Annotated in this window: 29 protein-coding genes and 2 riboswitches; all 29 genes read right to left on the bottom strand. The window is 43.2% G+C overall.

What is annotated here, in order from left to right; all coding sequences use genetic code 11:
- Nucleotides 1-17 precede the first annotated feature (17 nt).
- The 29 genes from atpA to B3F51_RS02860 all read right to left on the bottom strand — a co-directional run bounded on the left by atpA (nt 18) and on the right by B3F51_RS02860 (nt 24688).
- Entirely contained in the window at nt 18-1526 is a 1509-nt protein-coding gene (atpA, locus tag B3F51_RS03000) for a F0F1 ATP synthase subunit alpha (RefSeq protein ID WP_070371626.1), read from the bottom strand.
- A gap of 16 nt (nt 1527-1542) precedes the next feature.
- A complete protein-coding gene (locus tag B3F51_RS02995) occupies nt 1543-2085 on the bottom strand; it encodes a F0F1 ATP synthase subunit delta (protein WP_070371627.1) in 543 nt (180 codons plus the stop codon).
- Nucleotides 2082-2588 (bottom strand): F0F1 ATP synthase subunit B, encoded by a 507-nt coding sequence (gene atpF, locus B3F51_RS02990; protein ID WP_070371628.1) that lies wholly within the window; start codon nt 2586-2588, stop codon nt 2082-2084. The genes B3F51_RS02995 and atpF overlap by 4 nt, the downstream gene beginning before the upstream one ends.
- Before the next feature lie 60 nt (nt 2589-2648).
- Nucleotides 2649-2900, bottom strand: a complete 252-nt coding sequence (atpE, locus tag B3F51_RS02985) for an ATP synthase F0 subunit C (protein ID WP_026393412.1) — start codon at nt 2898-2900, stop codon at nt 2649-2651.
- 48 nt (nt 2901-2948) lie between these two features.
- The gene (gene atpE, locus B3F51_RS02980; RefSeq protein WP_026393412.1) at nt 2949-3200 is read right to left on the bottom strand and encodes an ATP synthase F0 subunit C; all 252 of its coding nucleotides are present in this window, start codon (nt 3198-3200) and stop codon (nt 2949-2951) included.
- A 72-nt stretch (nt 3201-3272) separates the two neighbouring features.
- Nucleotides 3273-3575: an ATP synthase F0 subunit C gene (atpE, locus tag B3F51_RS02975; RefSeq protein ID WP_026393411.1), complete on the bottom strand. Its 303-nt coding sequence runs from the start codon at nt 3573-3575 to the stop codon at nt 3273-3275.
- Nucleotides 3576-3599: 24 nt separating this feature from the next.
- Nucleotides 3600-4262, bottom strand: coding sequence for a F0F1 ATP synthase subunit A (gene atpB, locus B3F51_RS02970; RefSeq protein ID WP_286945395.1), 663 nt, complete (start codon nt 4260-4262; stop codon nt 3600-3602).
- 63 nt (nt 4263-4325) lie between these two features.
- Entirely contained in the window at nt 4326-4727 is a 402-nt protein-coding gene (locus B3F51_RS02965; RefSeq protein ID WP_228877816.1) for an ATP synthase subunit I, read from the bottom strand.
- The gene (locus B3F51_RS02960) at nt 4705-5046 is read right to left on the bottom strand and encodes an AtpZ/AtpI family protein (RefSeq protein WP_228877817.1); all 342 of its coding nucleotides are present in this window, start codon (nt 5044-5046) and stop codon (nt 4705-4707) included. The genes B3F51_RS02965 and B3F51_RS02960 overlap by 23 nt, the downstream gene beginning before the upstream one ends.
- A gap of 180 nt (nt 5047-5226) precedes the next feature.
- Nucleotides 5227-5676, bottom strand: a complete 450-nt coding sequence (rpiB, locus tag B3F51_RS02955) for a ribose 5-phosphate isomerase B (protein ID WP_228877819.1) — start codon at nt 5674-5676, stop codon at nt 5227-5229.
- An 18-nt stretch (nt 5677-5694) separates the two neighbouring features.
- Nucleotides 5695-6741, bottom strand: coding sequence for an L-threonylcarbamoyladenylate synthase (locus B3F51_RS02950; protein ID WP_286945391.1), 1047 nt, complete (start codon nt 6739-6741; stop codon nt 5695-5697).
- Nucleotides 6742-6783: 42 nt separating this feature from the next.
- Complete coding sequence (locus B3F51_RS02945; protein ID WP_286945390.1) at nt 6784-8217, bottom strand: nicotinate phosphoribosyltransferase; 1434 nt, start codon at nt 8215-8217, stop codon at nt 6784-6786.
- A 254-nt stretch (nt 8218-8471) separates the two neighbouring features.
- Nucleotides 8472-8903 (bottom strand): arsenic metallochaperone ArsD family protein, encoded by a 432-nt coding sequence (locus B3F51_RS02940; protein ID WP_070371635.1) that lies wholly within the window; start codon nt 8901-8903, stop codon nt 8472-8474.
- Between the two features lie 54 nt (nt 8904-8957).
- Nucleotides 8958-9503, bottom strand: coding sequence for a DUF4276 family protein (locus tag B3F51_RS02935; RefSeq protein ID WP_286945388.1), 546 nt, complete (start codon nt 9501-9503; stop codon nt 8958-8960).
- On the bottom strand, nt 9500-10675 hold the full coding sequence (locus tag B3F51_RS02930; RefSeq protein ID WP_286945386.1) for an AAA family ATPase: 1176 nt from the start codon (nt 10673-10675) through the stop codon (nt 9500-9502). The genes B3F51_RS02935 and B3F51_RS02930 overlap by 4 nt, the downstream gene beginning before the upstream one ends.
- A gap of 165 nt (nt 10676-10840) precedes the next feature.
- Complete coding sequence (locus B3F51_RS02925) at nt 10841-11626, bottom strand: leucine-rich repeat protein (RefSeq protein WP_286945384.1); 786 nt, start codon at nt 11624-11626, stop codon at nt 10841-10843.
- Between the two features lie 70 nt (nt 11627-11696).
- Nucleotides 11697-12206, bottom strand: coding sequence for a PilW family protein (locus B3F51_RS02920; protein WP_286945383.1), 510 nt, complete (start codon nt 12204-12206; stop codon nt 11697-11699).
- Nucleotides 12203-12631, bottom strand: coding sequence for a PulJ/GspJ family protein (locus B3F51_RS02915; RefSeq protein ID WP_286945381.1), 429 nt, complete (start codon nt 12629-12631; stop codon nt 12203-12205). The genes B3F51_RS02920 and B3F51_RS02915 overlap by 4 nt, the downstream gene beginning before the upstream one ends.
- A gap of 10 nt (nt 12632-12641) precedes the next feature.
- Nucleotides 12642-14810 carry a hypothetical protein gene (locus B3F51_RS02910; RefSeq protein ID WP_286945379.1) on the bottom strand — a complete coding sequence of 723 codons (2169 nt, stop codon included), beginning with the start codon at nt 14808-14810 and terminating at the stop codon, nt 12642-12644.
- 110 nt (nt 14811-14920) lie between these two features.
- A complete protein-coding gene (locus B3F51_RS02905; RefSeq protein ID WP_286945377.1) occupies nt 14921-15688 on the bottom strand; it encodes a hypothetical protein in 768 nt (255 codons plus the stop codon).
- A complete protein-coding gene (gene pilM / locus B3F51_RS02900; RefSeq protein ID WP_286945375.1) occupies nt 15685-17193 on the bottom strand; it encodes a type IV pilus biogenesis protein PilM in 1509 nt (502 codons plus the stop codon). The genes B3F51_RS02905 and pilM overlap by 4 nt, the downstream gene beginning before the upstream one ends.
- 11 nt (nt 17194-17204) lie before the next feature.
- Nucleotides 17205-18389: a type II secretion system F family protein gene (locus B3F51_RS02895; RefSeq protein ID WP_286945373.1), complete on the bottom strand. Its 1185-nt coding sequence runs from the start codon at nt 18387-18389 to the stop codon at nt 17205-17207.
- A gap of 183 nt (nt 18390-18572) precedes the next feature.
- Entirely contained in the window at nt 18573-19337 is a 765-nt protein-coding gene (locus tag B3F51_RS02890; protein WP_286945371.1) for a prepilin peptidase, read from the bottom strand.
- Nucleotides 19338-19377: 40 nt separating this feature from the next.
- Nucleotides 19378-19779: a hypothetical protein gene (locus B3F51_RS02885; RefSeq protein ID WP_286945369.1), complete on the bottom strand. Its 402-nt coding sequence runs from the start codon at nt 19777-19779 to the stop codon at nt 19378-19380.
- A gap of 305 nt (nt 19780-20084) precedes the next feature.
- The gene (locus B3F51_RS02880; protein WP_286945367.1) at nt 20085-20624 is read right to left on the bottom strand and encodes a type II secretion system protein; all 540 of its coding nucleotides are present in this window, start codon (nt 20622-20624) and stop codon (nt 20085-20087) included.
- Between the two features lie 173 nt (nt 20625-20797).
- Nucleotides 20798-20897, bottom strand: a riboswitch (cyclic di-GMP riboswitch).
- Nucleotides 20898-21112: 215 nt separating this feature from the next.
- Nucleotides 21113-21823 (bottom strand): prepilin-type N-terminal cleavage/methylation domain-containing protein, encoded by a 711-nt coding sequence (locus tag B3F51_RS02875; protein WP_286945365.1) that lies wholly within the window; start codon nt 21821-21823, stop codon nt 21113-21115.
- 41 nt (nt 21824-21864) lie between these two features.
- Nucleotides 21865-22452 (bottom strand): prepilin-type N-terminal cleavage/methylation domain-containing protein, encoded by a 588-nt coding sequence (locus B3F51_RS02870; protein ID WP_286945364.1) that lies wholly within the window; start codon nt 22450-22452, stop codon nt 21865-21867.
- A 129-nt stretch (nt 22453-22581) separates the two neighbouring features.
- A complete protein-coding gene (locus B3F51_RS02865; protein WP_286945362.1) occupies nt 22582-23181 on the bottom strand; it encodes a prepilin-type N-terminal cleavage/methylation domain-containing protein in 600 nt (199 codons plus the stop codon).
- Between the two features lie 94 nt (nt 23182-23275).
- A riboswitch (cyclic di-GMP riboswitch) is annotated at nt 23276-23378 on the bottom strand.
- Nucleotides 23379-23635: 257 nt separating this feature from the next.
- On the bottom strand, nt 23636-24688 hold the full coding sequence (locus B3F51_RS02860; RefSeq protein ID WP_286945359.1) for a type IV pilus twitching motility protein PilT: 1053 nt from the start codon (nt 24686-24688) through the stop codon (nt 23636-23638).
- Nucleotides 24689-24697 lie beyond the last annotated feature (9 nt).

Raw genomic sequence — 24697 nt, 5'->3', positions numbered from 1 at the left:
TCACCTCCGCTGACAATCTATACAGATTTACTGAAAACTTTTTTATAAGCCTCAATACATTCAGCAAAACCTGCAACAACCTCATCCGAAAGGCCATCCTTACCTTTTGCTTTAGCCATGATTTGTGCATAATTCTTCTGGGCGTATGCAATCAGACCTTTTTCAAACTCACGAATATTTTTAACTTCAATATCTAAAAGGAAACCATTGGTTGCTGCATAAAGAATCAGAACCTGATCTTCAACATTCATTGGATCATATTGATCCTGTTTCAGGATCTCAACGATTCGTTCCCCTTTTGCCAGCTGAGCCTTGGTCGCTTCGTCCAGATCTGATCCAAACTGGGCAAATGATGCCAACTCACGATATTGAGCGTACTCAATTCGCAGTGGTCCGGCAACCTTTTTCATGGATTTAATCTGAGCGGAACCCCCAACTCGCGATACCGAGATCCCCGGGTTAACGGCTGGACGAATACCGGAACGGAAAAGTTCAGCTTCCAGGAAGATCTGACCATCTGTAATCGAAATTACATTGGTTGGGATATAGGCCGAAACGTCACCTGCCTGGGTTTCAATAATTGGCAGAGCAGTGATCGATCCGCCCGCTTTAAGCTTGGCAGCTCGTTCAAGAAGCCGTGAATGGAGGTAAAATACATCCCCTGGATAGGCTTCACGTCCTGGTGGACGACGGAGAATCAGGGACATGGCCCGGTAAGCAACCGCATGTTTTGATAAATCATCATAAATGATCAGAACATCTTTTTGTTCTTCATTCATGAAATATTCCGCCATGGTAACCCCAGCGTATGGTGCCAGGTATTGCAGTGGTGCCAATTGTGAAGCACTGGCTGAAACAACGATGGTATAATCCATGGCGTTGTTTTCTTCCAATTGTCCCACGATCTGGGCAACGGTTGATTCTTTCTGGCCGATGGCAACATAGATACAGATAACATCTTCACCTTTCTGGTTGATGATGGTATCAATCGCCAGTGCGGTTTTACCGGTTTGTCTGTCACCAATGATTAACTCACGTTGACCACGGCCGATGGGAATCATCGAGTCAATCGCTTTATATCCGGTTTGGATCGGTTGATTTACTGATTCACGTTCGATTACCCCAGGTGCTTTAACCTCAACGGGACGATGGTGGTCAGTGGCAATTGGGCCTTTTCCATCAATGGGGAAACCCAAAGCATTAACAACACGGCCAATCATGGCGTCACCAACTGGCACTTCCACAATACGACCGGTACAACGAACAATGTCACCTTCAACGATGTTATCATCATAACCTAAAAGAACACAACCGACGTTATCTTCTTCAAGATTTAATACCATCCCGTAAACCTCGTTCGGGAAAGCTAAAAGCTCACCTGCCATAGCATTTTCAAGACCATGAACACGGGCAACCCCGTCTCCAACTTGAATGACCGTACCGACATCGACGACTTCAAGCTTATCTTGATAACGCTCTATTTCATTTTTAATAATTTGACTTATTTCCTCTGGTCGGAGATTCAACTTTACTCACCTCTTTTTAATGTAGTCTTAGACTGTTCATTTGTGTTTTCATTTGACTTAACTGATTTTTGATGCTCCCATCAATTACCTGATCCCCAACATAAACCACCGCACCACCAAGAATTGAATCATCGATGACATTTTCAAGAATCACCTTTTTATCAAAACGTTTGGCCAGGTTGGCTTCCAAAGCGACCCGAAGGGCTTCGTCCAGGGGTACCACGGTTAGAACCCGGGCTTCCACTGTGTTTTTGTAGGGTAACACCAACTGTTTGAATGTATCGTGGATTTCTAACAGAAATTCAAAACGATTTTTATCCAAAAGAATGTTTAAAAAATTTCTCAAGTACTGATTATATGAGTCTCCAAAAACCCGGCCAAGAACACCTTTCTTTTCAGAAGTATTCATTGAAGGGGTTAACATCAGATTCATTAATCCGGCTTCAGACTTGAAAAGATCAATGACCGAAGAAAACTCATCATACATTCCATCAACAATGTTTTTATCGACGGCAGTGTCGAATAAGGCCTGGGCATATCTTTTCGCTACTAAACTCATTTAGCTTCCCCTACCTTATCGATAAAGTCAAGAATCATCTTTTCATGCTGTTTCTGATCCATGGATTTGTGGATAATCTTTTCAGCTGCAAAGAGTGACAGATCCACGATGTTTGATTTAACCTCATTCATCGCTTTACGTTTTTCAACTTCAATTTCAGCCATGGCTTTTTCCATGATCAGTTTTGCATCAGCATGAGCTTTTTCGATAATATCGTGTTTTTGAGCCTGTGCTTCCACATTTGCATCACGAATAATTTCACGTTCTTTGGAACGGATATCCGCCAATAATGTTTCGTATTCCTGTTTTAATTTCGCTGCTGCGGCATTCTTTTCGGTAGCACCGACGATTTCAGCCGAAACATCCTCTTGTCTTTTTGCAATAATATCTTTAACTTTTTCGTAGAAGAATTTTTTTAATAGCAAAAAGAAAATGATAAAGTTAACGATCGTTGCCGCCAAGAGTTTTAAGTCAATTCCAACTAAGCCTGCGTATTCAACCATAATGTTATAGCCCCCTTTCTAATTCATAAGCATTAACGTATTTCATTACAGAATCACCTATTAACCAAGAAAAGGATTGGCAAAAAGTAAAATCAGTGCAACAATCAAACCGTAGATACCAGTGGTTTCAGCAACCGCTGCACCTAAAAGCATGGTTCTAACGATGTCACTTTGTGCTTCCGGCTGACGACCAACCGCTTCAGCACCTTTACCAGCGGCAAAACCCTGACCAATACCAGGTCCTACCCCAGCGATCATCGCAATACCGGCACCAATAGCTGAGCATGCTTTAATAAAATCTAAACCTTCCATTTGTGTTTCTTCCTCCTAATTTCAACCGAAATTTAAAATTATTTTTAATTAACCAAGAAATGGGTTTGCAAATAATAAGATCAATGCAACAATCAACCCATAAATACCAGTGGTTTCAGCAACCGCTGCACCAAGAAGCATGGTTCTGACGATGTCACTTTGTGCTTCTGGCTGACGACCAACCGCTTCAGCACCTTTACCAGCGGCAAATCCCTGACCAATACCAGGTCCTACCCCAGCGATCATCGCAATACCAGCACCAATGGCTGAACACGCTTTAATAAAATCTAAACCTTCCATAATTAAACGTTCCTCCTAAAAATTTCCTTCCCTTCTAAAAGGGATTCGTAGTGATTAAAATCAGTACGACGATTAACCCATAAAGGGATTCGCAAAGAGCAGAATCAATGCGACGATGAGCCCATAAATACCTGTGGTTTCAGCAACTGCTGCACCAAGTAGCATTGTTCGAATAATATCACTTTGGGAATCGGGCCGAATTCCCACTGCTTCTGCACCTTTACCGGCGGCAAATCCCTGGCCAATACCAGGTCCTACCCCAGCAATCATGGCAGTCCCTGCGCCAATGGCTGAAAATGCTTTGATCACATCAATGCCATCAAACTGGCCGAGAAACTGCAATAAAAAATCTACAATATTCGCATCACCAATCATACCGTTTCCTCCCTTTCTCTCCCATTAATCCATAGCCCCAGAAATAAACACCATGGATAGCATTGTAAAGATAAAGCTTTGCAATAATCCTGAGAAGATATCAAAATAGAAATGGAATGGTACAGGAATTACGATCGGGAAGAACATAAGTCCTGCTAACGCTGAATACAGTAGCGCCATGATAATCCCGCCCCCCAGCAAGTTTCCGAAAAGACGGAAAGACAGGGACACCGGGTTGGCAAATTCACCAATTATATTAATTGGCAGCAAGAACGGCATTGGCTCAAGGAAACCCTTGAGGTAGCCTCCCAGTCCTTTTGATTTTAAACCATTGTACTGGGTCATAAAAAATGTCATCAAAGCCAGGCCAACTGTACAGTTTAAATCGGCTGTCGGAGATCTCAGACCATAGATTCCAGACGTGTTCGAAAACGCAAGAAACATAATTAGAGCAAGCATCCAAGGAGCAAATCTCATCTTATCTTTTCCCATCGTTTGGCCGACTAAACCATCCATAACCGTGACAATGGTTTCAGCAATGACTTGGGCTTTTCCTGGACGCTTTTGCATATTTTTTGTCAAAATAGCACACACAACCAGAATCATCACCATGATTATCCAGGTGTTCACAAGTGTTTGTGTGATTGGGAATCCGTAGATATACCCGTAAATTTTTGGGCCTTCCATTGTTTTTTCACCTCATTGTCCAGACGTTTTAAAATTTAAAACGTCTATTGTGTTTTTGGATTTTTACGCCTCATTGATCAAGACGTTTTTTTTTGATACTGTTGTATTGATTAAAACTGAAATTTTTACGGCAACCAACCCGAGCAGCACACCAATGATGTTTACCCAGGGATTAATAATTGCCACATATATAACAACACCGGTTATCAGGTATCTCAAAAAATATCTGGTCTGAACATATTTTTGAGCCCTCGCCGATGGCATTTTCATTGCCTTGTCAAAAGTTAATTGCATGAGTCGAAAATTGAGAATACTGTAAGCGCCACCAAAGAGAACACCCAGGGCAAATGCCAGGGGATCTTTGGTGAGAAAACTAAACAGCATCAAACCAAGACTGACCAATCCGCTTTCAATCATTATTCGTGTTTCTAAAGATAATTTGTTAAAACTCTGTATCGTTTTCATCGTTTGCATCTTCCTTCTTTATCTGATCCCGATAGTCTTGGGCACGCTTTTTTCTGGCGGCCCGTTCTTCATCCGTCTCATTTTCCTCAGCTATTTTCTGAGCCTTTTCGCTCATCCGCAGGGGGATTACATACATGTTTCGCAAACCAGCCATGACTCCCAGCACCGCTAAAATAATCACCACCATGTTGCCAGTATGAAAATAGAAATCCAGAACCTTGCCGATAAAAATCATAATGCCGACCGGGACAAGGACTGATATCCCAATCTGTGAGATCATCGCCAGGTATTTATACGGTTTCTCTTTTTCCCGCTTCATTCAACACTCCAAACCTTTGCAGTAATATTTCGCTATATTCCTGTTATTTTTTGCCATCTCATTTGTTAATTAATCTACAAACTAAAAGAAAAAAACTAATATTTATCCTTTTTCGTGAAATCTTTTACATATAATATCACAATTTTATAGACTTGTATATACAGCAAATCTATTTTTTTGTTATTTTGAATATTTTTTTTCGATGGCTGTAATTCCATCGATCCGTCGTTGATGACGGTCTCCGCCAAACTCCGTTTCCAGCCAGACTTTGACAATCCGCAATGCCAGACCCTCGCCCAAAACTCGGGCTCCCAACACCAGGACGTTGGCGTCATTGTGTTCTCTTGACATTTCAGCCATAAACTCATTGGTACACAAAGCACCCCGGATACCTGGCACCTTGTTAACCGCCATGGAGATCCCCAGACCTGTTCCGCAAATTGCGATACCCCGATCACAGTCTCCAAAGCTGACCGCTTCGCCAACCCGTTGCCCGTAAATGGGGTAGTCACAAGAATCGGCTGTTTCGGTTCCGAAATCAACCACCTCGTGTCCCTGTTCGATTAAAAATGGTTTAATGACCGCTTTTAATGCCAGTCCCCCATGATCTGATCCAATTGCAAGTTTCATTCTTATTTTCCTTCCTATTTATATAAAGGCATAGCCAGCCGCCTTATACAGCCGATTAATTAATGCCAATGTTTCATTGTTCAAGGGAATATCTTCGGCAAATATTTTTTCAACACCCAATTCATCAAAGGTACGAAGACGTGAAAAAAGGTTCTTGGCCATCTCTTTGGGATCATTTCGGCTGCCCAGGGAAATAATCAGGCCTTCCCGATAAAAGCCCATGGTTTCATCGCTGGCCAGCACCCCAATGGTCATCGCCTTTCCTTTGTGATGCGAAAGCGCCCGGTTAATCTTGTCCCGGATTTCTTCCGGACTTCCCTTAACCACAACCAGTTCACCCTTGGGTGAATAGTGGGTGTATTTCATCCCTGGGGATGAAATCTTTTCCGGCACCACATTTTCGGTTACATTGGCAGAAACCGCCACCTCACCTAAAATTTCTCGTAGTTCTGCCAGAGTAATATCCCCTGGCCGCAACACTACTGGCGGCTCCACTGTCATATCAATCACCGTGGATTCCAAACCCAGCTCCGTATCTGCAGATAGAATCATGCCATCAACCCGACCATCCAGATCTTCCAGGACATGCTTTCCCTGGGTTGGACTGGGGCGACCTGAACGATTGGCACTGGGTGCAGCAATCGGGCAGCCAGCCATTTTGATAAAGGCTTGGGCAATCGGATGATCCGGAAAGCGAACCCCCACCGTATTCAATCCACCGGTTACCTCGGTTGGAACGGTGACCGCTTTTTCCATAATAATTGTCAAAGGACCTGGCCAAAACACCTTCATCAGTGTTTCCGCCTTTGCTGGAATATTGGCAACCAATGGCTTCACCTCATCCAGGCTGGCGATATGAACAATCAACGGATTATCATCCGGCCTGCCCTTGGCCGCAAAGATCTTTTTAATCGCCTGGGGATTTAATGCATCGGCACCCAGGCCATAAACTGTTTCGGTGGGAAATACCACTGTGCCCCCAGCTCTGATTAGACTGGCGACCGCTTCCAAGTCCGCTAAAGTCGACTCATCAAGCACTTCTATATTTATTATTTTTGTTTTCATGATTGTATCCATTTTTCTTAAGTCATCATCACAAATTAAATTTTATTCAGCCTCACTTAACAGCTTTTGTTTCAGCGCCCAAAGCTTTTCAGATAAATCGACATGATAAACATGGGGATTGACCATCCGCTTAAACGCTGGCCATAAACTATTTTTTTCATCTTTTAAGTGCTGTTGAATCTCTGCAATCGTCGGCGATTGATAAACACAGTTTCCATTGATAAAAACCGGCACCAGCAGTTCCCGGATATAATAATCATTGATGATTCGTTTTTTCCAGGTATGCACCGGATGAAAAATAGTCAGTGGTTCATCTTCATTGATGGTTTCATCTTCCAGGGTAATCAGATCCGCCAGGGCCATCCCATTACTCTTCCCATAGATACGATAGATTTTTTTGTATCCGGGATTGGTGATCTTTTCGGGATCGTTGGAAACCTTCAGTTTTGCTTTGCCGGAAATCACCGACAGTTTATACACACCACCCAAAGCTGGACAATCATAGGCGGTAATCAACTTGGTGCCAACACCCCAAGAATTGATTTTTGCCCCCTGGCTTTTTAAATCTTTGATCAGATGTTCATCCAGATCTGATGAAGCCACAATCCCGGCATCGTGAAGTCCGGCTTCATCGAGCATTTTTCGGGCTTCAATACTGAAATATGCCAAATCCCCGGAATCGATCCGAATTCCATAGCGACCAGTAATCGCCCCTTCAGCCAGGGCTTTTTTAAAAACCTTGATGGCGTTGGGCACGCCCTTTTCCAGGGTATTGTAGGTATCCACCAACAGGGTGGCATTATCGGGATTATATTTAACATATTTTTCAAATGCTTCCAGCTCGGTGTCGTAGCTGAGAATAAAACTGTGGCTCATGGTTCCCATCGCTGGCCGATTAAGCATTGCTTCGGTTTCCACCACACTGGTTCCGGCACAGCCACCAATAACGGCGGCCCGGGCGCCATAAAAACCGGCTTCGGTTCCGTGGGCTCGGCGTAACCCAAACTCCATTACCACATCGCCCCGGGCTTCTTCAATGATCCGGGCAGCCTTGGTGGCAATCAGGGTCTGATGATTAACAATGCTCAGAATCGTCGTTTCCACTATCTGAGCTTGGATTAGCGGCGCTTTGACCCGAATAATCGGCTCCATCGGAAAAATGATGCTCCCTTCCGGAATGGCAAAAATTTCCCCTTCGAATTTAAAGTTCTCCAGATAAGTTAAAAAAGCGGGTGAAAATTCAGGATGATTCTTTTTCAGTAATGCCGTATCTTCACTGGTAAACCGAATGCCTTTGATGTATTCAATCACCTGCTCTAATCCGGCTACAACGGTGTAACCCCCGGCAAATGGGTTGTTTCTAATAAAAACGTCAAAGACTGCTTCTTCTTTTTCCTTACCATCCTGAACGTATACATTTCCCATGGTAAATTGGTATAAGTCCGTTGCAAGCTGCAGCTTTCGGTCAAATTGCATACTAAATTCTCCTTCTTTTCACATTGCATATTATTCTACCACTTTATTAGGGTAAAATACAAACTTTTTCAATATAAATATTTGCAGGCCAATTCCGGTTTTTGCCTTATTTTTCCACGTTTTCACCGAAATCCTTTGCTAATATTCTCCTTGTTAATAAATATACAATTGCGATAATAAATTCTTGTGGTAATTTTTGGCAAAAAAAAGAAATGCTCTCGCATTTCATTTTTTTTTACGAATTATTTTACCAATCAGCCACAACTATCACAATCGCCGCTACAATCGCTATCATCGCAGTCGTTCCCTTTCACTTCCTCACCAAAGCCCAAAAACACAGTTTTTCCCCGCTTTTCCCGTTCCGCATAAATTTCAAGATCGCTCCAGGGCAATCCCGCCCATTTTGCCAGAGCAAAATCAGTGGGGTATTTTCCCATCATTTCGATTTTTCCATCAACAATGGTCAACGGCAGACACTCAATCCCCTTGGTGGCAATGGCTTCTTTGACAATAAAGCTTTCCATAAAGGACGGCATATCATCCATCACATTGTAGCGGGTTACCGAAACACCCCGTTCTCTTAAATCCTTTACCATATGCTCAATACGAAGCAGATCGGCCTCGATCATCGGGTCACAAATGCCGCTGGCACAGCCAGCTGGTTCGTAAAACTCTACTTTTTTCATATTTTCTCCTTAATTTTATGCTTTGCAAGAAATTTTAAATCTATTCTTCGTTCTTCAACTGCTTAAGATCTGTCTAATGCCATTCACAAAACACCTGAAACTTGGAGAGATATTTCTTTCTATATCCATAAATTCACCGATTTTTCTGGCACCTGAAATTTGCTGATGTTCCTGAAACAACTTTCTCAGCTCATCCTTAGGATTTCCGATTGCGTCAGGATTTCTGTATTTATTTTTAGTCGCTAGCTTATTCACATTTTTACCATAAGCTTTTGACACAGCTGTCAAATCACCAAAATACCAAGCTTCCATCTCATGACAGGCAATCCTTATTAAAACATCATCTTTTGAGCCCTGACATAAGCCTCTTATATGTTTTTTTAATTCTATACAATCCCAACTATCCTGATCATGTACAATTACAAATTTTGCTGATGGATCATTCCATCCCTTTAGTTTATTCGGTATTGATTTCTGCAAATCACTTTTTCCTCGATGAGGAATCGTAATAAAACCAACTTCTGGAGGAAGTATTTTAGGAAGCAGTATTTCCAAAAGCTCAGCCATCGATTTTTCTTCCAGTAAAAACACCAACATCATATGACTTTCTCCAGCAAGCCTTGACGCCATATATCACCAAGAAAATCACCACTTTCAAACAATGACTTGATCAAATCATTGTTTGATGCCTTTTTTATCTCCGTGAAGCCATTATTTTTAACCAGACAATAAAGTTCATCAAGTTCAACTGCATCTAAGAAATCCGGTGAGTGGGTGGATATAAAAACCTGACCTTCATTGACAGAATACAATCTGAACTCCTCAGCCAGTTCACTCAAGAGTTGTGGGTAAAGTTGGTTTTCCGGTTCCTCGACGCATAACAGCGCATGATGTGATGGATCATTCAAAAGAATTAAATAGGTGAACATCTTAATCGTTCCATCAGACATGTAACGGGAAATAAATGGATCTTTGAAATTCCCATCCTGAAAGCGTAAAACAATTCGCCCATCCGTTGTTTCCTGAGCCTCTACGTTTGTGATTCCCGGTATTCTCGCTTTCATTGTTTCCAGAATGTTCTCAAAAACGCTATAATAGTTTTCATACAAATATTTCGCTACAAGCGCCAGATTGTCTCCCGTTCTTGATAATTGTTCACTGTAACCAGCATCCCGGGGTATCCGTGCATCCTCAATTTGAAAATCCGATACATACCAATCCTCAATCAAACGTCGCAACTGCGATACTGCCACAAATTCCTTAAACTGTCCCAATCCCTTGATCGCCAAGATATCTGGGGAATCCAGTTTTTGTTCTTTTCGGCTGGCATTTTTAACATCATCATAAGTATTTAATTCGCCTACTGCTGCTGTTCCTTCGCCATAAGCAAAATCCAGAACTTTCCAAGGGGAACCCACTTGACCGCGTCTGAACCGCAGCACCTCTTTTTTTATGATCGGGTTCTTTTTTTCATCCAAACTCACAACGAGTTCATAGGTAATTAGTGGTTCCTCTGCCGAAGGTCGAAACTTTATTTCAAATTCGATATCACCCTTTTCGCCCCGGGAAATCACCTCATAAAAACCGCCGCGTTTCGCCAGTGCTGCTCTGATATTCGTCATCAAGGCATCATTTAGAAAACCAAATACATCAAACAAGGTTGATTTACCCGAACCATTCACCCCGAGAAAAACCGCCATGCTGGGGATCTCCTTGATTTCAACGTCTCGTAATACTTTGTAGTTTTTGATTTTTATGGATTCGATTTTCATTTAATCAGCCTCACTGCATTCATTTTCTCTATTTCATACGGTTTTATTATAGCAGATATCTCTGGCATCATCAATTTTTTCAATCAAGTCCCAAACCCGATGGCAATAAGGTCCTCCGGTTGTCAATGATGATCATAAGTTTGTAAGTTAGTGGCACGCGTAAACTTATGTTTGTTTTGTCCATTCCCCATCTGAATACACATACGTACCGGCACTACTACCTGCCGTCGTATAGGCGGTTTTAAACTCCTCATTGTCTGCAAACACCTTTTCCTCCAACACTACTCCCGAACCTATAGTGATCTTTGTTATGCTATTATTGTAAAACGCTTTCCCATCAATGTGATTTATACTATCCAGAAACTCTATCTCAGTTAAGTTGTTATTCATAAATGCTTCTCTATGGATCCGTGTTATTTGACTATCATTGTCAAATGATACTGCTGATAAGCTCTTGCCTTTGAATGCTCCTTGATAGATACCTATGATGGTGACACCATCATAGGTACCAGGGACAATAATGTCAGTCGCTGATCCTGTATATCCCACTATATGCTGCTTCCACCACGGACTATCAGTTCCCATTGTGACGTCATCGGCCGTCAATACATGTGCCGATCCATGCTTACTGCACAAAATTTCTGCAATAATTTTTCCGTCCGCACCTAAACTAGCGTTATAAGTATACTCCCCACCTGCCGGGCATTGTGAAAGAGAACCCCAGTTATCTCCCGCAAACAACTCAAATCCTGATTTACTCGCGCTGGCTTCTTTCCCGATCAGTGAAGTTTTATATAAACGCACCATATCAAGACGGGTAATATCACATAATTTTTCTTGGGAACTGGATATATAACCCAACATAGTCGGGATGGCAAAAGCTGCCAAAACCGCCAGAATGACCAGAACAACAATCATTTCGGTTAAGGTAAAGCCCTTTTTATTATTCATCACACACCTCTTTTTTCCTATCGCTCTGAATATAATAAATTAGACGGCATCTGACTGTTGAAGATCACCCTTAATTAACCAGCGTAATCACCAGAAAGCCTTTCTTATCGTCCCCATTGAGTTGGGTGTTCAGAGTTGCGCTTTTCATATTGTTCATGACGATACCACCTTTTAAAACCGACATCTCTTGCTTTGGGACAATTTCGTAATTCATAGTATTGCTATTGCTAACATCAAAGCTAATTGCTGTGATCTGGTCGGTTTGATAGGGAACACCGTCAATAACCTCCACACACTGGCCCTGGTTGTTAAAGCCAATCCCATAAACTGCAGCTGATGTCGGCTGTGTACTGGTAACCGTAATACCTGTCGCCGTAGCCAAGGCATTTTGGAGATCAGTTTCAATATTGGTGATACTTTTCTGTTTATAGGAAATATCACCACCTCGGGTATAGATTTTCTGGGACATGAGAAAAACTGAGATCACCGTTGTCGTCAGAATAACAACAATAACTAGTGTAACTATTAACTCTACCAATGAAAAACCATTTTTATCAAGATTCTTCCTCAGATCTTTCATATTATATCACCCGTTTTAAATTTTTTAGCAAAGGCCTTTAAATCCACGTGAGAATCACCATTATTATAGTAAACCCGCACATTAATAGTATAACCCGCCTCGCCATTCAAAGTTGTTTCGGTATAATAATACTGTTTAGGTTTTGATCCATCATAAACAAATTTTTCTCCTGCATTTTCTACAACATTTGTTGCCCCCAACAACGTATCAGTTGGGATGATTCCTTTTGACAGAGATGTCATAATACTATCGACTAATTCTTGCGCCTGGGCTGCTTCATTATTTTTTGCATCTGTAAAAACGATCATCTTCTGACCATAAAACAACGCACCGACAATTGTCACTAATATGATTGCCATAATCGCAGTGGCCGCAACGGTTTCAATTAAAGTGATCCCGCGCTGATCATTTATTGTTTTTTTCACGCTGCCCTCCTCAATAATAGATTTCTTTGATCCTATCGGTATCTGTTTGCGTGTCTCCACCGCCTGGACTACTGTTGCCATTTCCAGGTTCGCTGCCGGGGATCGTTCCTCCAGTCGAAGTAGGTGCGCTTTTAAAATCGGGTGCTGAGTAAGGTTTAGGATCTGTTAAACCCGCTGGATATAAGCCACTTACCCCCAAATAACTTCCTGCCGAAACACTGCGATAATCAATTTTTGATCTGATATGAAGGTTCGTCTTTTGCCCTGACTGGTTTCCATAATAAATGAAATTAACCCTCTCATCGACATTAATTCTATTGCTATCAAAATAAATACTTTCCGCCCAGACCTGAGGCCCTGCCTTGAACCAACCAGTCATCGAAATAGACCCTTCAACGCTATCATTCGTAGGTTTTCCAAAAACTACCATGGTTGCTGGTTTACTTCCTTCTCCAATAAAAAGACTCTGTGTTGGACCAGCAGTGCTAATTTCTTTATACCCCCCCGCAAAACGGACATTAAGTGGTTTAAGATCATTGATCCGGGTAATATGCAAATCATTTTCGATGTTAGTGATACTTGTCATACCTGCACAGTCAAAGTATTGCGTTTTCACTTCAAAACTCCTCACCTTTTCATATAGCGTCAAATTCTTATTAATTTTTACAACATTTGACGTTAGTGACATCTTTGAATACCCGTTTATTGCTAAATCATCGCAGCTAAATAACCAAAGATTTGAAATATTAATAGTCAATTCGCAATAAGCACTTACCGCATTCGTGATTGATTTTGACTTCATCTGGCTGGTTTCTGGATTTGATCCTGTTACCAATAATTGCGTACGGTCATTTAAGCTAACATCGCCAGTTTCAAGATAATTAAAACCTTTGAATTCCAGGCTAGCCTGAGTAGACCGAGTTAAAATATTACCTTTCACCCAGATGTTTTCGGCATTCCACGAAATTTTTGATAGATTACCGACTTCGATACTGCCACCAACATAGATATTCTTCGCTTTGCTGTCTGAACCTGTTAATCCATGGACATAGAAATTCGCATTTGTTCCTTTTGGCGAATTCATAATAATTTTTCCAGTTACATACAAATTTTCACAATAAATATCAAGGGTGTTATAATCTTCAATCGTTAAGTCACCCTTATAGATAACATTTTTTGCTCGAAGTGTATTTGTTTTATTGTCACCATTTGCTTGGTTGTAATTATCTTTAAATATAATGTCACCATAGGATCCATCACTTGCCTGAGCAGTCATAAAAAATATTCCACCATACACATGATCTGTTGGCATTGGTGTGGAAACAGCAATATTTGCAGCCGTCAATTTCAAAGTATTCCACTCAATCCATTCAAACTTTTTATTGTTTTTTCCGATATCCAAATTCAGTTCCGGTTTATTGAGCGTTAAGGTTTTTTGTACTGAATCGTATATATTTTTTTGTTCCCCCTGAGACTGAATTTCACACTGGATATTAGCATCAGGGTTGTATTTAGCATTAATTGTAGTCTGCAACCAATCACCAGTGTTATCAACCGGTTTTATCGGTTCAGTTGGCGTTACAATTACGGTACCCCCGTTTATCATTGCAAGCGAAATATCTACCTTGTAATCCAGTTCCCGCCGCAAATTCTGGGTATCTATATTATAAGCAAAAATGGTTTCCGTAAAGTCTTCCCCAAATTCAGGCTCATTCACAGAAGTTACGGTAAGAATACCCAAAGCATTGACATCATCCGGATCAATTTTGCTAAGCGTTGTCGATACTGCTTCACTACTGCCGCCAATATAATATGAAATTTTCATATTACTTTTTATATAATCAATTTTAACTCGGATTTGATTGTCGATGGCTGTTGTATCAGGGTTTTTCTGCTGAAGAATAGCCGCTCTGGTTTGATAGTACTCATTAAGGATTTTATTCTCCGTGTCCAGCCACTTCATCCGCTCATTAATCTCAATCTTCCCATACTCAATCACCGACTTGGCATCAATATAGGCCTGACGGCTCTCCACTGTTTCCTGGGTAAAGGTAAAATCACTGTTGGCCACGGCCAGCAGCGAGGCCACCATAATCATGATAATCATACCGATAATCAGAACAAACGCCAATGAACTGCCTTGTTGATTCTTTAGTTTTTCAATGATTCTAATACTCACGGTAGCCCTCCACCCAATTCATATGGTTTATATTTCAAAAAGCCTTTGTGTTACTGACATTGTGCCAGCCGATCTTAATACCATCAACAATACCTGCTTTTAATGACTGTTTACTTTTCCATCATATATACCGTAAATGTTACGCTAATACTAATATTACCGCCATTTAATTGTGGCACTGTGGTGGCTGTTGTTCCCGCCGTTGTTGTCGCTTCCGGGGCAATGGCAAACGCTGTAATCACCATATCCGGCCGGGCAGCTACGGCATCCAGCAAGCGATAAAAGTTTGTTTGCGTGCCGGCGAGCTCCATACTCACCACCCCGGTCCAGGTTTCAGCTCCATCCCCACTGGCTTCCGAATCCGTACTTTCAGAGCTTGTTGTTTCAGTTGTTTCGTTACTACTACTAACCACCTCTTTTGCAGCAGCGGTTATATCTTCTGTTGATATTGAATCGGTGGTTGTACTTTCCGTGCCCACTGATGCCGACGCCTGTTGGTCTGGTATGTAGGCGGTAAATGTCTCCACCCCAGCCAACGCATTACTTTCGATCGCCAAAACCTTGGGCGATAAACTATAGTCCAGACATAATTGAGTCAACAACTTATCCAATCCCTCATTGGTCAGCTTCGGCTGGAACGGCCCCTTTAGACTGGCCAGATTGGTGGTGGCGTCATCCCGGGCCTGCATGGTGGATGGAATACTATCAATGGCCATCACCATCGACTCCTGAGTAAAGCGGGCCTCCGTCGCCTGATCACGAACCACCTGATAACTGCTATAGCTTGGTAACATTACAAAATAGAGACTGAAAAAACCAATCAGAAAGCAGCCCAAAATATAGATGAGCAACTTTTCTCTTTGCGTCAACTTTTTCATTGGCTACCACCTGCCTTAAGATAGGCAACCGCCACAAACCCAAATCCACTGGACGTTGATGTCGTTGATGTCGTCGTTGTCGGGGTGGTTGTACTTGTCTGTGATGAGATTTCCGCATAGCCTGTATATTCCACCTCGGTAAAATAGCCAGTGCTTTTTAATCGCTCAATATAGCGGGCCGCTTCCTTTTCGTTATTGGCGATGGCCACGATCTGGATTGCCCCGGTGCTGCCATCGTAATCCAGAGAACTCAAGGCAATCACTCCATTGCCCATGGTTGAAAGGGTAGTCATGGTCTGAGCCCCCAGATTGGGGTTACTGCTGATTGCCGCAGTGATGGCTTCCACATTTGAAATTTCTGACTGAATCCCACTAACCTCCTCTGCCAGTTCCGTAGCCTGCAGATACTCCGCCTGATTGTTGGCATCGCTGATATAGGCATTGGATGCTTCCAAACTTTTCTGGGCACTGTATTTCAAGCCAAAGAAGACCCCAAATACAACCAGGCTGATCAGGATCATGGCCGCCGGAAGGATTAAGACCTTGTATTCAAAGGGTAATTCCTTTTTTTTCACATTGCTTTTTTTGAACGCCGTAAACAGATTAAGGGGCTTTAGGCCGTCAAAAAATCCGGCAATGGGATAGATAAAAGACCCAAAATCAAAGGATTCATCGATCACAAAGCCACTCTTTATGTTCGGGGTCTGGGGAATAATGAACAGATTGAGCTCGGGATCGAAATTCAACTCCCGGAGCCTGCTCAGTTCAAACTCATCCAACCCAGCATAAAGGCTCATATTCAGGGTATGTTCTGATTTCTGGGATTTGTTAAACTGAATCAGGGATGACAGCTTCCCGGACAGCTCATCGGCAAAGGCATCGGTGCCCCGCTCCGAAAGTAACCGCGACCGGTTGGAAAAAATATAAATACCATTTTCAAAGAGGAGCGAAACCAGGTTTTTCCCGTCCAGAATATTTAGGGCAAAGGTCATTTTTTTGAAGTCTTTAGTGGCCGTCACATATTGAATCAGGCTGTTGAGGCCGACATCAATGCTCTTTATCTGTATCTTCAGGCTGGCAAACAAGGTGACATAGGAATCCAGCACCCGCTTTTCAACCCCGCAGCAAAACAGATTATTTCCCGACATACCGGGAATCCGGGTATAATCCACCACCAGCTCATCATAATTACCGGCCGTATCTTCAAACTCGGTGGTCGCTACGGCAGCCAGTTCCTTTGGTTTGAGCTTGGGCACCTCAACATTTTTAGTGGCAATCAGGCTGCTGTCGATAACCAGTTTCATATTTTTAAACAAACGCGGATTTTCTTTTAGTGCTGCGGTAATGGTTTCTTTCACCACCTCTTCATTGGTGATAACCCCATTAATCAGCCCACCGGCCTCCACTGGCAGGATTTTATAATTGGATATATTAAGACGGCCCTTTTTAATTGTCCCCTGGAGGACCTGAATGCCATCGTTTGAAAAATAGACCAGTGTCTGCATATAAAGCCTTCCTATCCGATATTTTGGTACAAGGTCATAATTGGAAGCATGACCGATAAAATGATGGCGCCGACAATTGAGGCCATAATAATAATCATTATCGGCTCAATAAAGGTGACCAGCCGGGTGGTCGCCATTTCGGCCTCATAGTCAAACGAATCCGCCACGGATTCCAGCATGTCATCCAGGTTCCCGGACTCTTCGCCGATATAAATGGTCGATACCAGCTTGGCATCAAAGCCCTCAATGGTCTGGATTGAAGCCGACAGTGGCTCACCGTTGCGCACCTGTTCAATGGCCTGGGGAAACTGGGACTGTAAATAGCTGTTGCCAATAGTGGCGCCGCTGATGGTCAGGGCGTTAATCATCGCCAGACCGCTGGAATACAGAGAGCTTAGGGTTCTGGCAAAGCGGGCCGTATAAATAATCTTCATCAGCTTGCCAATCTTGGGAATTTTTAGTTTAAACTGATCCAGCGCTTTTTTGACCTGGGGAACGGTCACTAAAAAGCCCCCCAGTACAATCAAAATCAATAATCCGATCAGATAGATATACCAGTAGGTCGTCATGGAATTGCTGATATTAATCATCAGCTGGGTAATCGCCGGCAATTCAATGCCCTCAAAGAGGGTAAAAAACTGCGGCAAGATCAGGGTAAAGATCAACACTACCACCATTATCGTAATCACAAAGAGAATGATCGGGTAGGTCATGGCACTTTTGATTTTGCCCCGGAGCTTGTGCTCCTTCTCATAATGATCGGCCATTTTCCGGGCGGTGCCCTCCATCTGACCACTGGCCTCGCCGGATTTATACATATTGATCAAAAGCTCCGGAAACGAGCCACCGGTTGCTTCCATGGCATAGGACAGAGTATTTCCCCGCTGAATTTCCTGATAGAGGACCCCATAAACCTTTTTAATCGCCGGTTTAATATCCCGCTCTTCCATAATCTTGATGGCCCGGATCATGGTAATCCCCGATCCCAGCATACTGGCAATCTGCCGGGAGAAGTCCGATATTTCCATCGGTTTTAATTTATAGATCTTATTGTGCTCCTGAATCTCCTGAATATGCAGTGCAAATTCATTATTCTGACGCAGGGTGCGCCGCACCAGCTCCGGAGATGTGGCCTCCATGGTGCCCTTGATGAGCTGAGACTGTAAATTTTTAGCTGTGTATTTATAAACCGGCATAGGGCCTCCGTAATTGATGTTGAATAATCAACTGCCACGAGCTTCGCTGCCAGTTTGCACGAAACAATTTTTACACTGTACGACGTACAGTCTATCGACTGTTCGCCTACACGTTACAAAATTGTTTGTGAAACTGACATCAAAGCAAATCTTGTTCGCAACTTTTAATTTCATCCTGAAATATCATAGCCCGAACAGGCTAAGATACCATCGTATTATTATATCACCAAACAATAATGCTGTCATGATCCCGATGCACAAATAGGGGCCAAAGGCCATATGTTTATCCGCTGTTTTTTTTACCAGCAATACCACTGCCACCGCACCACCCAGCAAAATGCCGATAAAGGCTGCCAGCAAGGTGTTGCCCCAGCCCAGCATAAAGCCAGCCACGGCCATCAGTTTAATGTCACCGCCACCAAAAGCATCGGGAACAAACAGCGTCAGCACCAGCATCGGCAGGCTGATCACAACGATGCCAATCACTCGGGACAGCAGTCCGACTTCAGGGAAAATGAAAAAGCTGGCCAGAGCCGGAACCATCAGGGCGATGACCAGACCGTTGGGAATCGTCATCGTATCAAAATCAATCATCGTGATGCAGATTAAAATCGCCCCGGCCACAAAAACCACCAGCCACGCAAAGGAAAACCCATAGACTGCAAAAATCAATACTGCCAGCAGCCCGGTAAACAGTTCAACCAGGGGATAGCGGAGGGCGATGGGCCCACCACAATCGGCACATTTGCCCCGCAGCCACAGATAACTAAAGACTGGAATATTATGATACCCCTTGATCAGTGCCTGGCAATGGGGACAAAACGAACGGCCTTTGGCTACCGATATTTCCTGGGGCACCCGATAGATGACGACATTGAGAAAACTGCCCACCACAATACCGATGACAAAGATATATAAATAAAGGATACTATTAACAAATACAAGCATACCAAGCCCTTCCCTGGAAATGACCACTCAAAAGGTCGTTTTATTCGTTTAGCTTGACGGCACTGGTCTCACCCGGAGAATACCGGGTTGCCCAACCATTCCGGCTATAGATAATATAATCAATGGTGGCATCCCGGTTTTCGTCAACCACCTGGATCTTGGCCTCCTGATTGATTTCGGCGCCAATCAGATCAGTCAGATCGGCTTGAACCGGTACCCGATAATGACCCCCGGCCTGAAATTCAATGGCCCGGGCCCGGGCGGCCAGATAAACCAGCTTGGCATTGGCGGCGTTGGTAGTCTGACGAAAAATGGTGACCAGGCCGGCAATAATCAGCATGACCACCAGGAGGATCAGCACCACCGTCAGCACAAACCCCCGGCTAAACCCGATTGGCTCAGGGTCTGCGGACGCAAACTCATAGTCTTTAATTGGACGCAAGGATTACCTCTCAAAATGATTAACCGATTGTGGCAAACTATCTTCTGCACTAAAATGCAGGCGGAATCATTCTATCATAAAATTAATTGGATTGACTTAAATTATTGGATTTAAATTCGTTTAATCATAACCACAGATCTAAATAAGCAACGATCGTTGCCCTGCTGGATCGCCCACTGCCTTACTGGAATGCCGTAATCCTGGTTATTTTAAAATAAAAAATACCCTATCCTGCGCAAACCCAATGACGGGTTTGCGCCTTGGATAGGGAGAGAATGCCCTATGGCGCATAGGGCAGAGCTTGTCTACTTTTTAACAACAGTAGCGTTCCCACCAGTAATGGTTACTTCATAACCACCTTTTAAATAAACAAGTTTTGTTACTTTCGCTGTTGTCTTTGCCTTACTAGTATCATCTGTGGGATCTCCAACAATTACAGTCCATGCTGATTCTTCAGTTCCCGCAGTTGGTGTAGCATTAGCCGAAATTGTGAGATCTGTACCTATGTACTTATTCATTTGATAACTCACTATTTTACTTTTATAATCAGTATCCGTTGTGGCCGGGGCAGCTGCCTGAGCTTTAACTTTTGTTGAATCTAAAGCTGTCGATAAATCGCCATCACTTGTTTGATTTTTAGCGCTGAATTCTGTTGCAGTCGATTGGGCTGCTACATATACTTCTCTTGCTTCAGCAATATACGATTTTCCCTTTGCATCATTGACAAACCCCAACATCGTTGGAATCGTAAAAGCTGCCAGAATCGCCAGGATCACCAATACTACAATAATTTCTACCAGGGTAAACCCTTTTCTGTTTTTACGCATTCTGTTAATTAATTCCATTTGCGTCACTCCTTATTTTTTGTATTTTTGCTCTATATGATCATCTGCGCCTAAAGATGATTTATAAACGAAAGTCATTATTAAAACATTCTAATTTTATCTTAATACCCATTATTTCATCTTAATAATGAATTGTACTGGCTTTTTTTGTCAAAAAAAGCCACACGGTACCGTGTGGCAACTGGCTGTCGTATCATGATGCATTGATTATCATCTGACTTAGACCCTTTAGCTTTGCGTCCCGGACTTTCATCCGTTTTGCCTTTACTCTTTTATCTGTTTGTAATTTAATCATATTTTAAAGCCGATTAAAAGTCAAGTTAAAACTTTACAAGAATGTTACAAGTTTTTCAACAAACCACACCGTTTTAACATAGGCAGAGAACCTCCCAGCCCATGGTGCGCATGGGGTAAAAATTCTTAGATGGCTAAACATCTTTATTCACGTATATCCTTGCTGTTTTATCAGTTTACTCTTTTTTATCAGCTTATGGGACTTTTACTATAGAATTACCAAAGTCGTCCGTCTCCCTCTTAGTCATATCAACCTCATACTTTTTTACAACGCTAGCATTATTACCTTCAATCGTTACTTGATAACCATCTCTCAGATAGACAACCTTTGTTACCCTAGCGGTTCTTTGATCCTTATTTGCGCCCGTACCATCTATATTATCATCCCCCGGACCGACTGTTACTCTCCATGCTGCGCGATGACCAGCTGGCGTGGCATCCTGATACTTAAACAAATTAATCTGGGAAATTGACTTCTGATTATATACTCCGTCCAGCCAAGGCAGATCTGCACTCAAATACCGGTACATTTGATGGCTGGCGTTGACTTGGGATGTTCCATACAACTTGTCACCTGGATGAAAAGTCTTGTAGCGATATTGAACTTCGCCTGAACTGAGACTGACGGCCAAACCATTTGACCACGGATCTCCACCACCCGTTCCAGTATTGTTACTACCATCCGTCATATCCGTTGTTCCGCTATACTCGGTTGCCACAGCCTGAGCTGCTACATAGACTTCTCTCGCTTCGGCAATATAGGCTTTACCTTTGGCATCTGCCACAAATCCCAACATGGTTGGAATGGTAAAGGCGGCTAAAATAGCAAGCACCACTAATACCACGATAATTTCTACCAGGGTAAAACCTTTCTGTAGTTTTACTCTCTTTTTAATATATTCCATCACTCCCCCTTTAAAATACAATAAAGCTTCTTTCTTTGTGATTAATAAACACGAGTTGGCACTCCATCTTTCTTATTCCAGGGGACATTCGGCCGCAAATTGCCCTCTTTGATAAGTTTTTCTACCGTAATCGTTGCATCACTATACCAAATGACGTGATCATTTTTTACATAGTACACTTGTTTTACCGCACCTTCCTTACCGGGTGTCTTATCCATTATAACGAACCAGTAGGAGTCCCCTTTTTGATAAGTACTTCGGTAATTACCGTTAGAGATTTTCAAATCATTACTGAGGTATTTTCTCATTTGCAAACTTGCTGCTTTATTAGGGTTACTACTACTATTATTAGCACCAGATACCCAGTACGAGTTCAAGGCATCAGCAGGATTATCGCTTCCCGTCTCTAGGTTTTGACCAGTTCCAATATATTCTGTCGCCACGGCCTGGGCTGCCACATACACTTCTCTGGCTTCGGCAATATACGCTTTTGCTTTAGCATCCTCAACAAAGCCCAGCATCGTCGGAATCGTAAAAGCCGCAAGGACCGCCAGCACTACCAGTACCACAATGATCTCTACCAGGGTAAAGCCTTTTTCTAATCTCACTCTTTTGTTTTTCTCATTCATACGCCCCTCTTTTCCTTACTCATACTCAATAATATCAATCCAAAATAATAAACAATACTGATTTTACCAAACCACTCAGACTTATGAACACTGACTAGATCTATTTCAATTGATCGTAGCTTATTCTATTTAATAGTTATATTTTTCAACCAGTGCATTATTTTTTTCAATGGTTATTCGGTAGCCATTTTTAAAATAAACGACCTTTGTTACCTTTGCAGTCTTTCCAGTTGATTCGTCCAATCCCACCGTTACCCGCCAGGCCGACTGCTCCGGTATTACTTCTGTTTTAGTTGGAGTCGTTGTTTTATTTTTAATAACATTAAATTTCGAAATTGTAATATCCGCTCCCAGATAATTATCCATCTGGCGGCTAGCCCTAACTCTAGACAGCTCGTACTCGTCTTCACCCGGCTTCCACTGGCGCCGTTCCTGAATTGTATATGAGCTTAAACTGTTGCTCAAGCCTTCCCATTCCACTAAATCTCCACTTGTTGGCGCCCCATCGCTCAACTCTGTTGTCGCACTGTACTCCGTCGCCACGGCCTGGGCTGCCACATAGACTTCCCTCGCTTCAGCTATATAAGCTTTTCCTTTGGCATCCGCCACAAATCTCAGCATCGTTGGGATGGTAAAAGCCGCCAGAACCGCCAGCACCACCAGCACCACAATAATTTCCACCAGGGTAAACCCTTTTTTGCCGCTGATCTGTTGCTTAAACCACTTCATTAATCTCCCTCATTTCGATAATAATTATGGCTTGTTTATCTTGATGTCGTATACTAACATTCAATTTTTTTGCACAAAAAAAGCCACCCCTATGTGTGGCAGCTGGCTGTCCTATTATCTGGCGTATAAACCGCCACCATAACGTAGACCCTGAAGCTTTGCGTCACAGACTTTCATCTGATTTGCTCTTCGCTCTCTTAGGGTAATTCTTTTTCAATTAAAAGTCAAGTTAATCTTTTTACAAATTTTTAATGGGATAAGGTGGTTTTTCAGCCAAGTGTTTTTAACTTGTTCATTTTATGAACAGGTTCTGAATTTTCAACCGTGTTGTGGGCGGTCACGGACCGCCCCTACGGGTTAGTGCTGGGGATTGGGTTCGTTTTAAGAATCCACTGCGTCCGGGCGGTTACGAACCGCCCCTACAAATTATAATTGACGTTATTTTAATAACAGGCTACCGCCCAAAATACTGATTAAACTCCTGCTTGTCACTGGCCCACTCCAGGCCGACTTCGTAGCTTATTTTCTGGTCGCGGACCAGCATCGCCAAATCGGCATTGAGGGTTTTCATCCCATCCCGGCCACCGGTTTGCATCACCGAGGCCAGCTGGTGGGTTTTATTTTCACGGATCAAATTAAGCACTGCATCGGTACCGATCAGCACCTCCAGAGCGGCCATCCGGCCCTCGCCATCGGCCAGGGGCACCAGCTGCTGGGTGACGACCCCTTTTAAAATGCTGGACAGCTGGGTGCGGATCTGCTGCTGGCTGTGGGGGGGAAAGACGTCAATGATCCGGTCGATGGTATTGGCAGCGCCGATGGTATGCAGGGTCGACAGCACCAGATGGCCGGTTTCGGCTGCGGTGACGGCGGCCGATACCGTTTCGTAGTCCCGCATTTCGCCCACCAGAATAACATCCGGGTCTTCCCGCAGGGACGAGCGCAAAGCGGCGGCAAAGGAGCTGGCATCGACCCCGATTTCCCGCTGATGAACAATGCTGTGCTTATGGGCATGCTTATACTCCACCGGGTCTTCAATGGTTAAGATATGGACCGCCCGGTTGACATTGATATAGTCAATCATCGAAGCCAGAGTGGTGGATTTCCCGCTACCAGTGGGCCCAGTAATTAAAATCAGGCCCCGGGGCTCCGATGCCAGCTTGCGGATAATCGGTGGCAGCTTGAGTTCCTCAAAGCTGGGGATGGTATCGTTAAGGAGGCGGATAGCGGCGGCATAGCTGCCCTGCTGTTTATAGATATTGACCCGCTGCCGCAGCCCTTCCGGGGTAACATGGCAAAAATCCAGGTCACTTCCATCTTCCAGCTTTTTGCGCTCCGCCGGGGTCAGGATGCTAAAAATCAGCTGTTCAATAATCTGCGGGTTGTGCTCAAAATCACTTTGATAGAGCTTGCCGTTTTTTCTAAAAACCGGGGGCAGGTCCCGGGATAAATGAATGTCTGAACAATCGTTGCGGCGGCCATAGTTGACCAGATCTAAAAAACGCATTCTCAGGCT

This window comes from Acetobacterium sp. UBA5834, assembly GCF_002435675.1.
Lineage (GTDB): Bacteria > Bacillota > Clostridia > Eubacteriales > Eubacteriaceae > Acetobacterium > Acetobacterium wieringae.
The sequence above is the reverse complement of the archived record's forward strand: the minus strand, read 5'-3'. Positions and strand labels throughout refer to the sequence as shown.

Excerpts from the sequence above, each read along its gene's own strand:
- B3F51_RS02995 (WP_070371627.1), bottom strand. The coding sequence starts at position 2,085 with ATGAGTTTAGTAGCGAAAAGATATGCCCAGGCCTTATTCGACACTGCC.
- atpF (WP_070371628.1), bottom strand. The coding sequence starts at position 2,588 with ATGGTTGAATACGCAGGCTTAGTTGGAATTGACTTAAAACTCTTGGCG.
- atpE (WP_026393412.1), bottom strand. The coding sequence starts at position 2,900 with ATGGAAGGTTTAGATTTTATTAAAGCATGCTCAGCTATTGGTGCCGGT.
- atpE (WP_026393412.1), bottom strand. The coding sequence starts at position 3,200 with ATGGAAGGTTTAGATTTTATTAAAGCGTGTTCAGCCATTGGTGCTGGT.
- atpE (WP_026393411.1), bottom strand. The coding sequence starts at position 3,575 with ATGATTGGTGATGCGAATATTGTAGATTTTTTATTGCAGTTTCTCGGC.
- atpB (WP_286945395.1), bottom strand. The coding sequence starts at position 4,262 with ATGGAAGGCCCAAAAATTTACGGGTATATCTACGGATTCCCAATCACA.
- B3F51_RS02965 (WP_228877816.1), bottom strand. The coding sequence starts at position 4,727 with ATGAAAACGATACAGAGTTTTAACAAATTATCTTTAGAAACACGAATA.
- B3F51_RS02960 (WP_228877817.1), bottom strand. The coding sequence starts at position 5,046 with ATGAAGCGGGAAAAAGAGAAACCGTATAAATACCTGGCGATGATCTCA.
- rpiB (WP_228877819.1), bottom strand. The coding sequence starts at position 5,676 with ATGAAACTTGCAATTGGATCAGATCATGGGGGACTGGCATTAAAAGCG.
- B3F51_RS02950 (WP_286945391.1), bottom strand. The coding sequence starts at position 6,741 with ATGAAAACAAAAATAATAAATATAGAAGTGCTTGATGAGTCGACTTTA.
- B3F51_RS02945 (WP_286945390.1), bottom strand. The coding sequence starts at position 8,217 with ATGCAATTTGACCGAAAGCTGCAGCTTGCAACGGACTTATACCAATTT.
- B3F51_RS02940 (WP_070371635.1), bottom strand. The coding sequence starts at position 8,903 with ATGAAAAAAGTAGAGTTTTACGAACCAGCTGGCTGTGCCAGCGGCATT.
- B3F51_RS02935 (WP_286945388.1), bottom strand. The coding sequence starts at position 9,503 with ATGATGTTGGTGTTTTTACTGGAAGAAAAATCGATGGCTGAGCTTTTG.
- B3F51_RS02930 (WP_286945386.1), bottom strand. The coding sequence starts at position 10,675 with ATGAAAATCGAATCCATAAAAATCAAAAACTACAAAGTATTACGAGAC.
- B3F51_RS02925 (WP_286945384.1), bottom strand. The coding sequence starts at position 11,626 with ATGAATAATAAAAAGGGCTTTACCTTAACCGAAATGATTGTTGTTCTG.
- B3F51_RS02920 (WP_286945383.1), bottom strand. The coding sequence starts at position 12,206 with ATGAAAGATCTGAGGAAGAATCTTGATAAAAATGGTTTTTCATTGGTA.
- B3F51_RS02905 (WP_286945377.1), bottom strand. The coding sequence starts at position 15,688 with ATGAAAAAGTTGACGCAAAGAGAAAAGTTGCTCATCTATATTTTGGGC.
- pilM (WP_286945375.1), bottom strand. The coding sequence starts at position 17,193 with ATGCAGACACTGGTCTATTTTTCAAACGATGGCATTCAGGTCCTCCAG.
- B3F51_RS02895 (WP_286945373.1), bottom strand. The coding sequence starts at position 18,389 with ATGCCGGTTTATAAATACACAGCTAAAAATTTACAGTCTCAGCTCATC.
- B3F51_RS02890 (WP_286945371.1), bottom strand. The coding sequence starts at position 19,337 with ATGCTTGTATTTGTTAATAGTATCCTTTATTTATATATCTTTGTCATC.
- B3F51_RS02880 (WP_286945367.1), bottom strand. The coding sequence starts at position 20,624 with ATGGAATTAATTAACAGAATGCGTAAAAACAGAAAAGGGTTTACCCTG.
- B3F51_RS02875 (WP_286945365.1), bottom strand. The coding sequence starts at position 21,823 with ATGGAATATATTAAAAAGAGAGTAAAACTACAGAAAGGTTTTACCCTG.
- B3F51_RS02870 (WP_286945364.1), bottom strand. The coding sequence starts at position 22,452 with ATGAATGAGAAAAACAAAAGAGTGAGATTAGAAAAAGGCTTTACCCTG.
- B3F51_RS02865 (WP_286945362.1), bottom strand. The coding sequence starts at position 23,181 with ATGAAGTGGTTTAAGCAACAGATCAGCGGCAAAAAAGGGTTTACCCTG.
- B3F51_RS02860 (WP_286945359.1), bottom strand. The coding sequence starts at position 24,688 with ATGCGTTTTTTAGATCTGGTCAACTATGGCCGCCGCAACGATTGTTCA.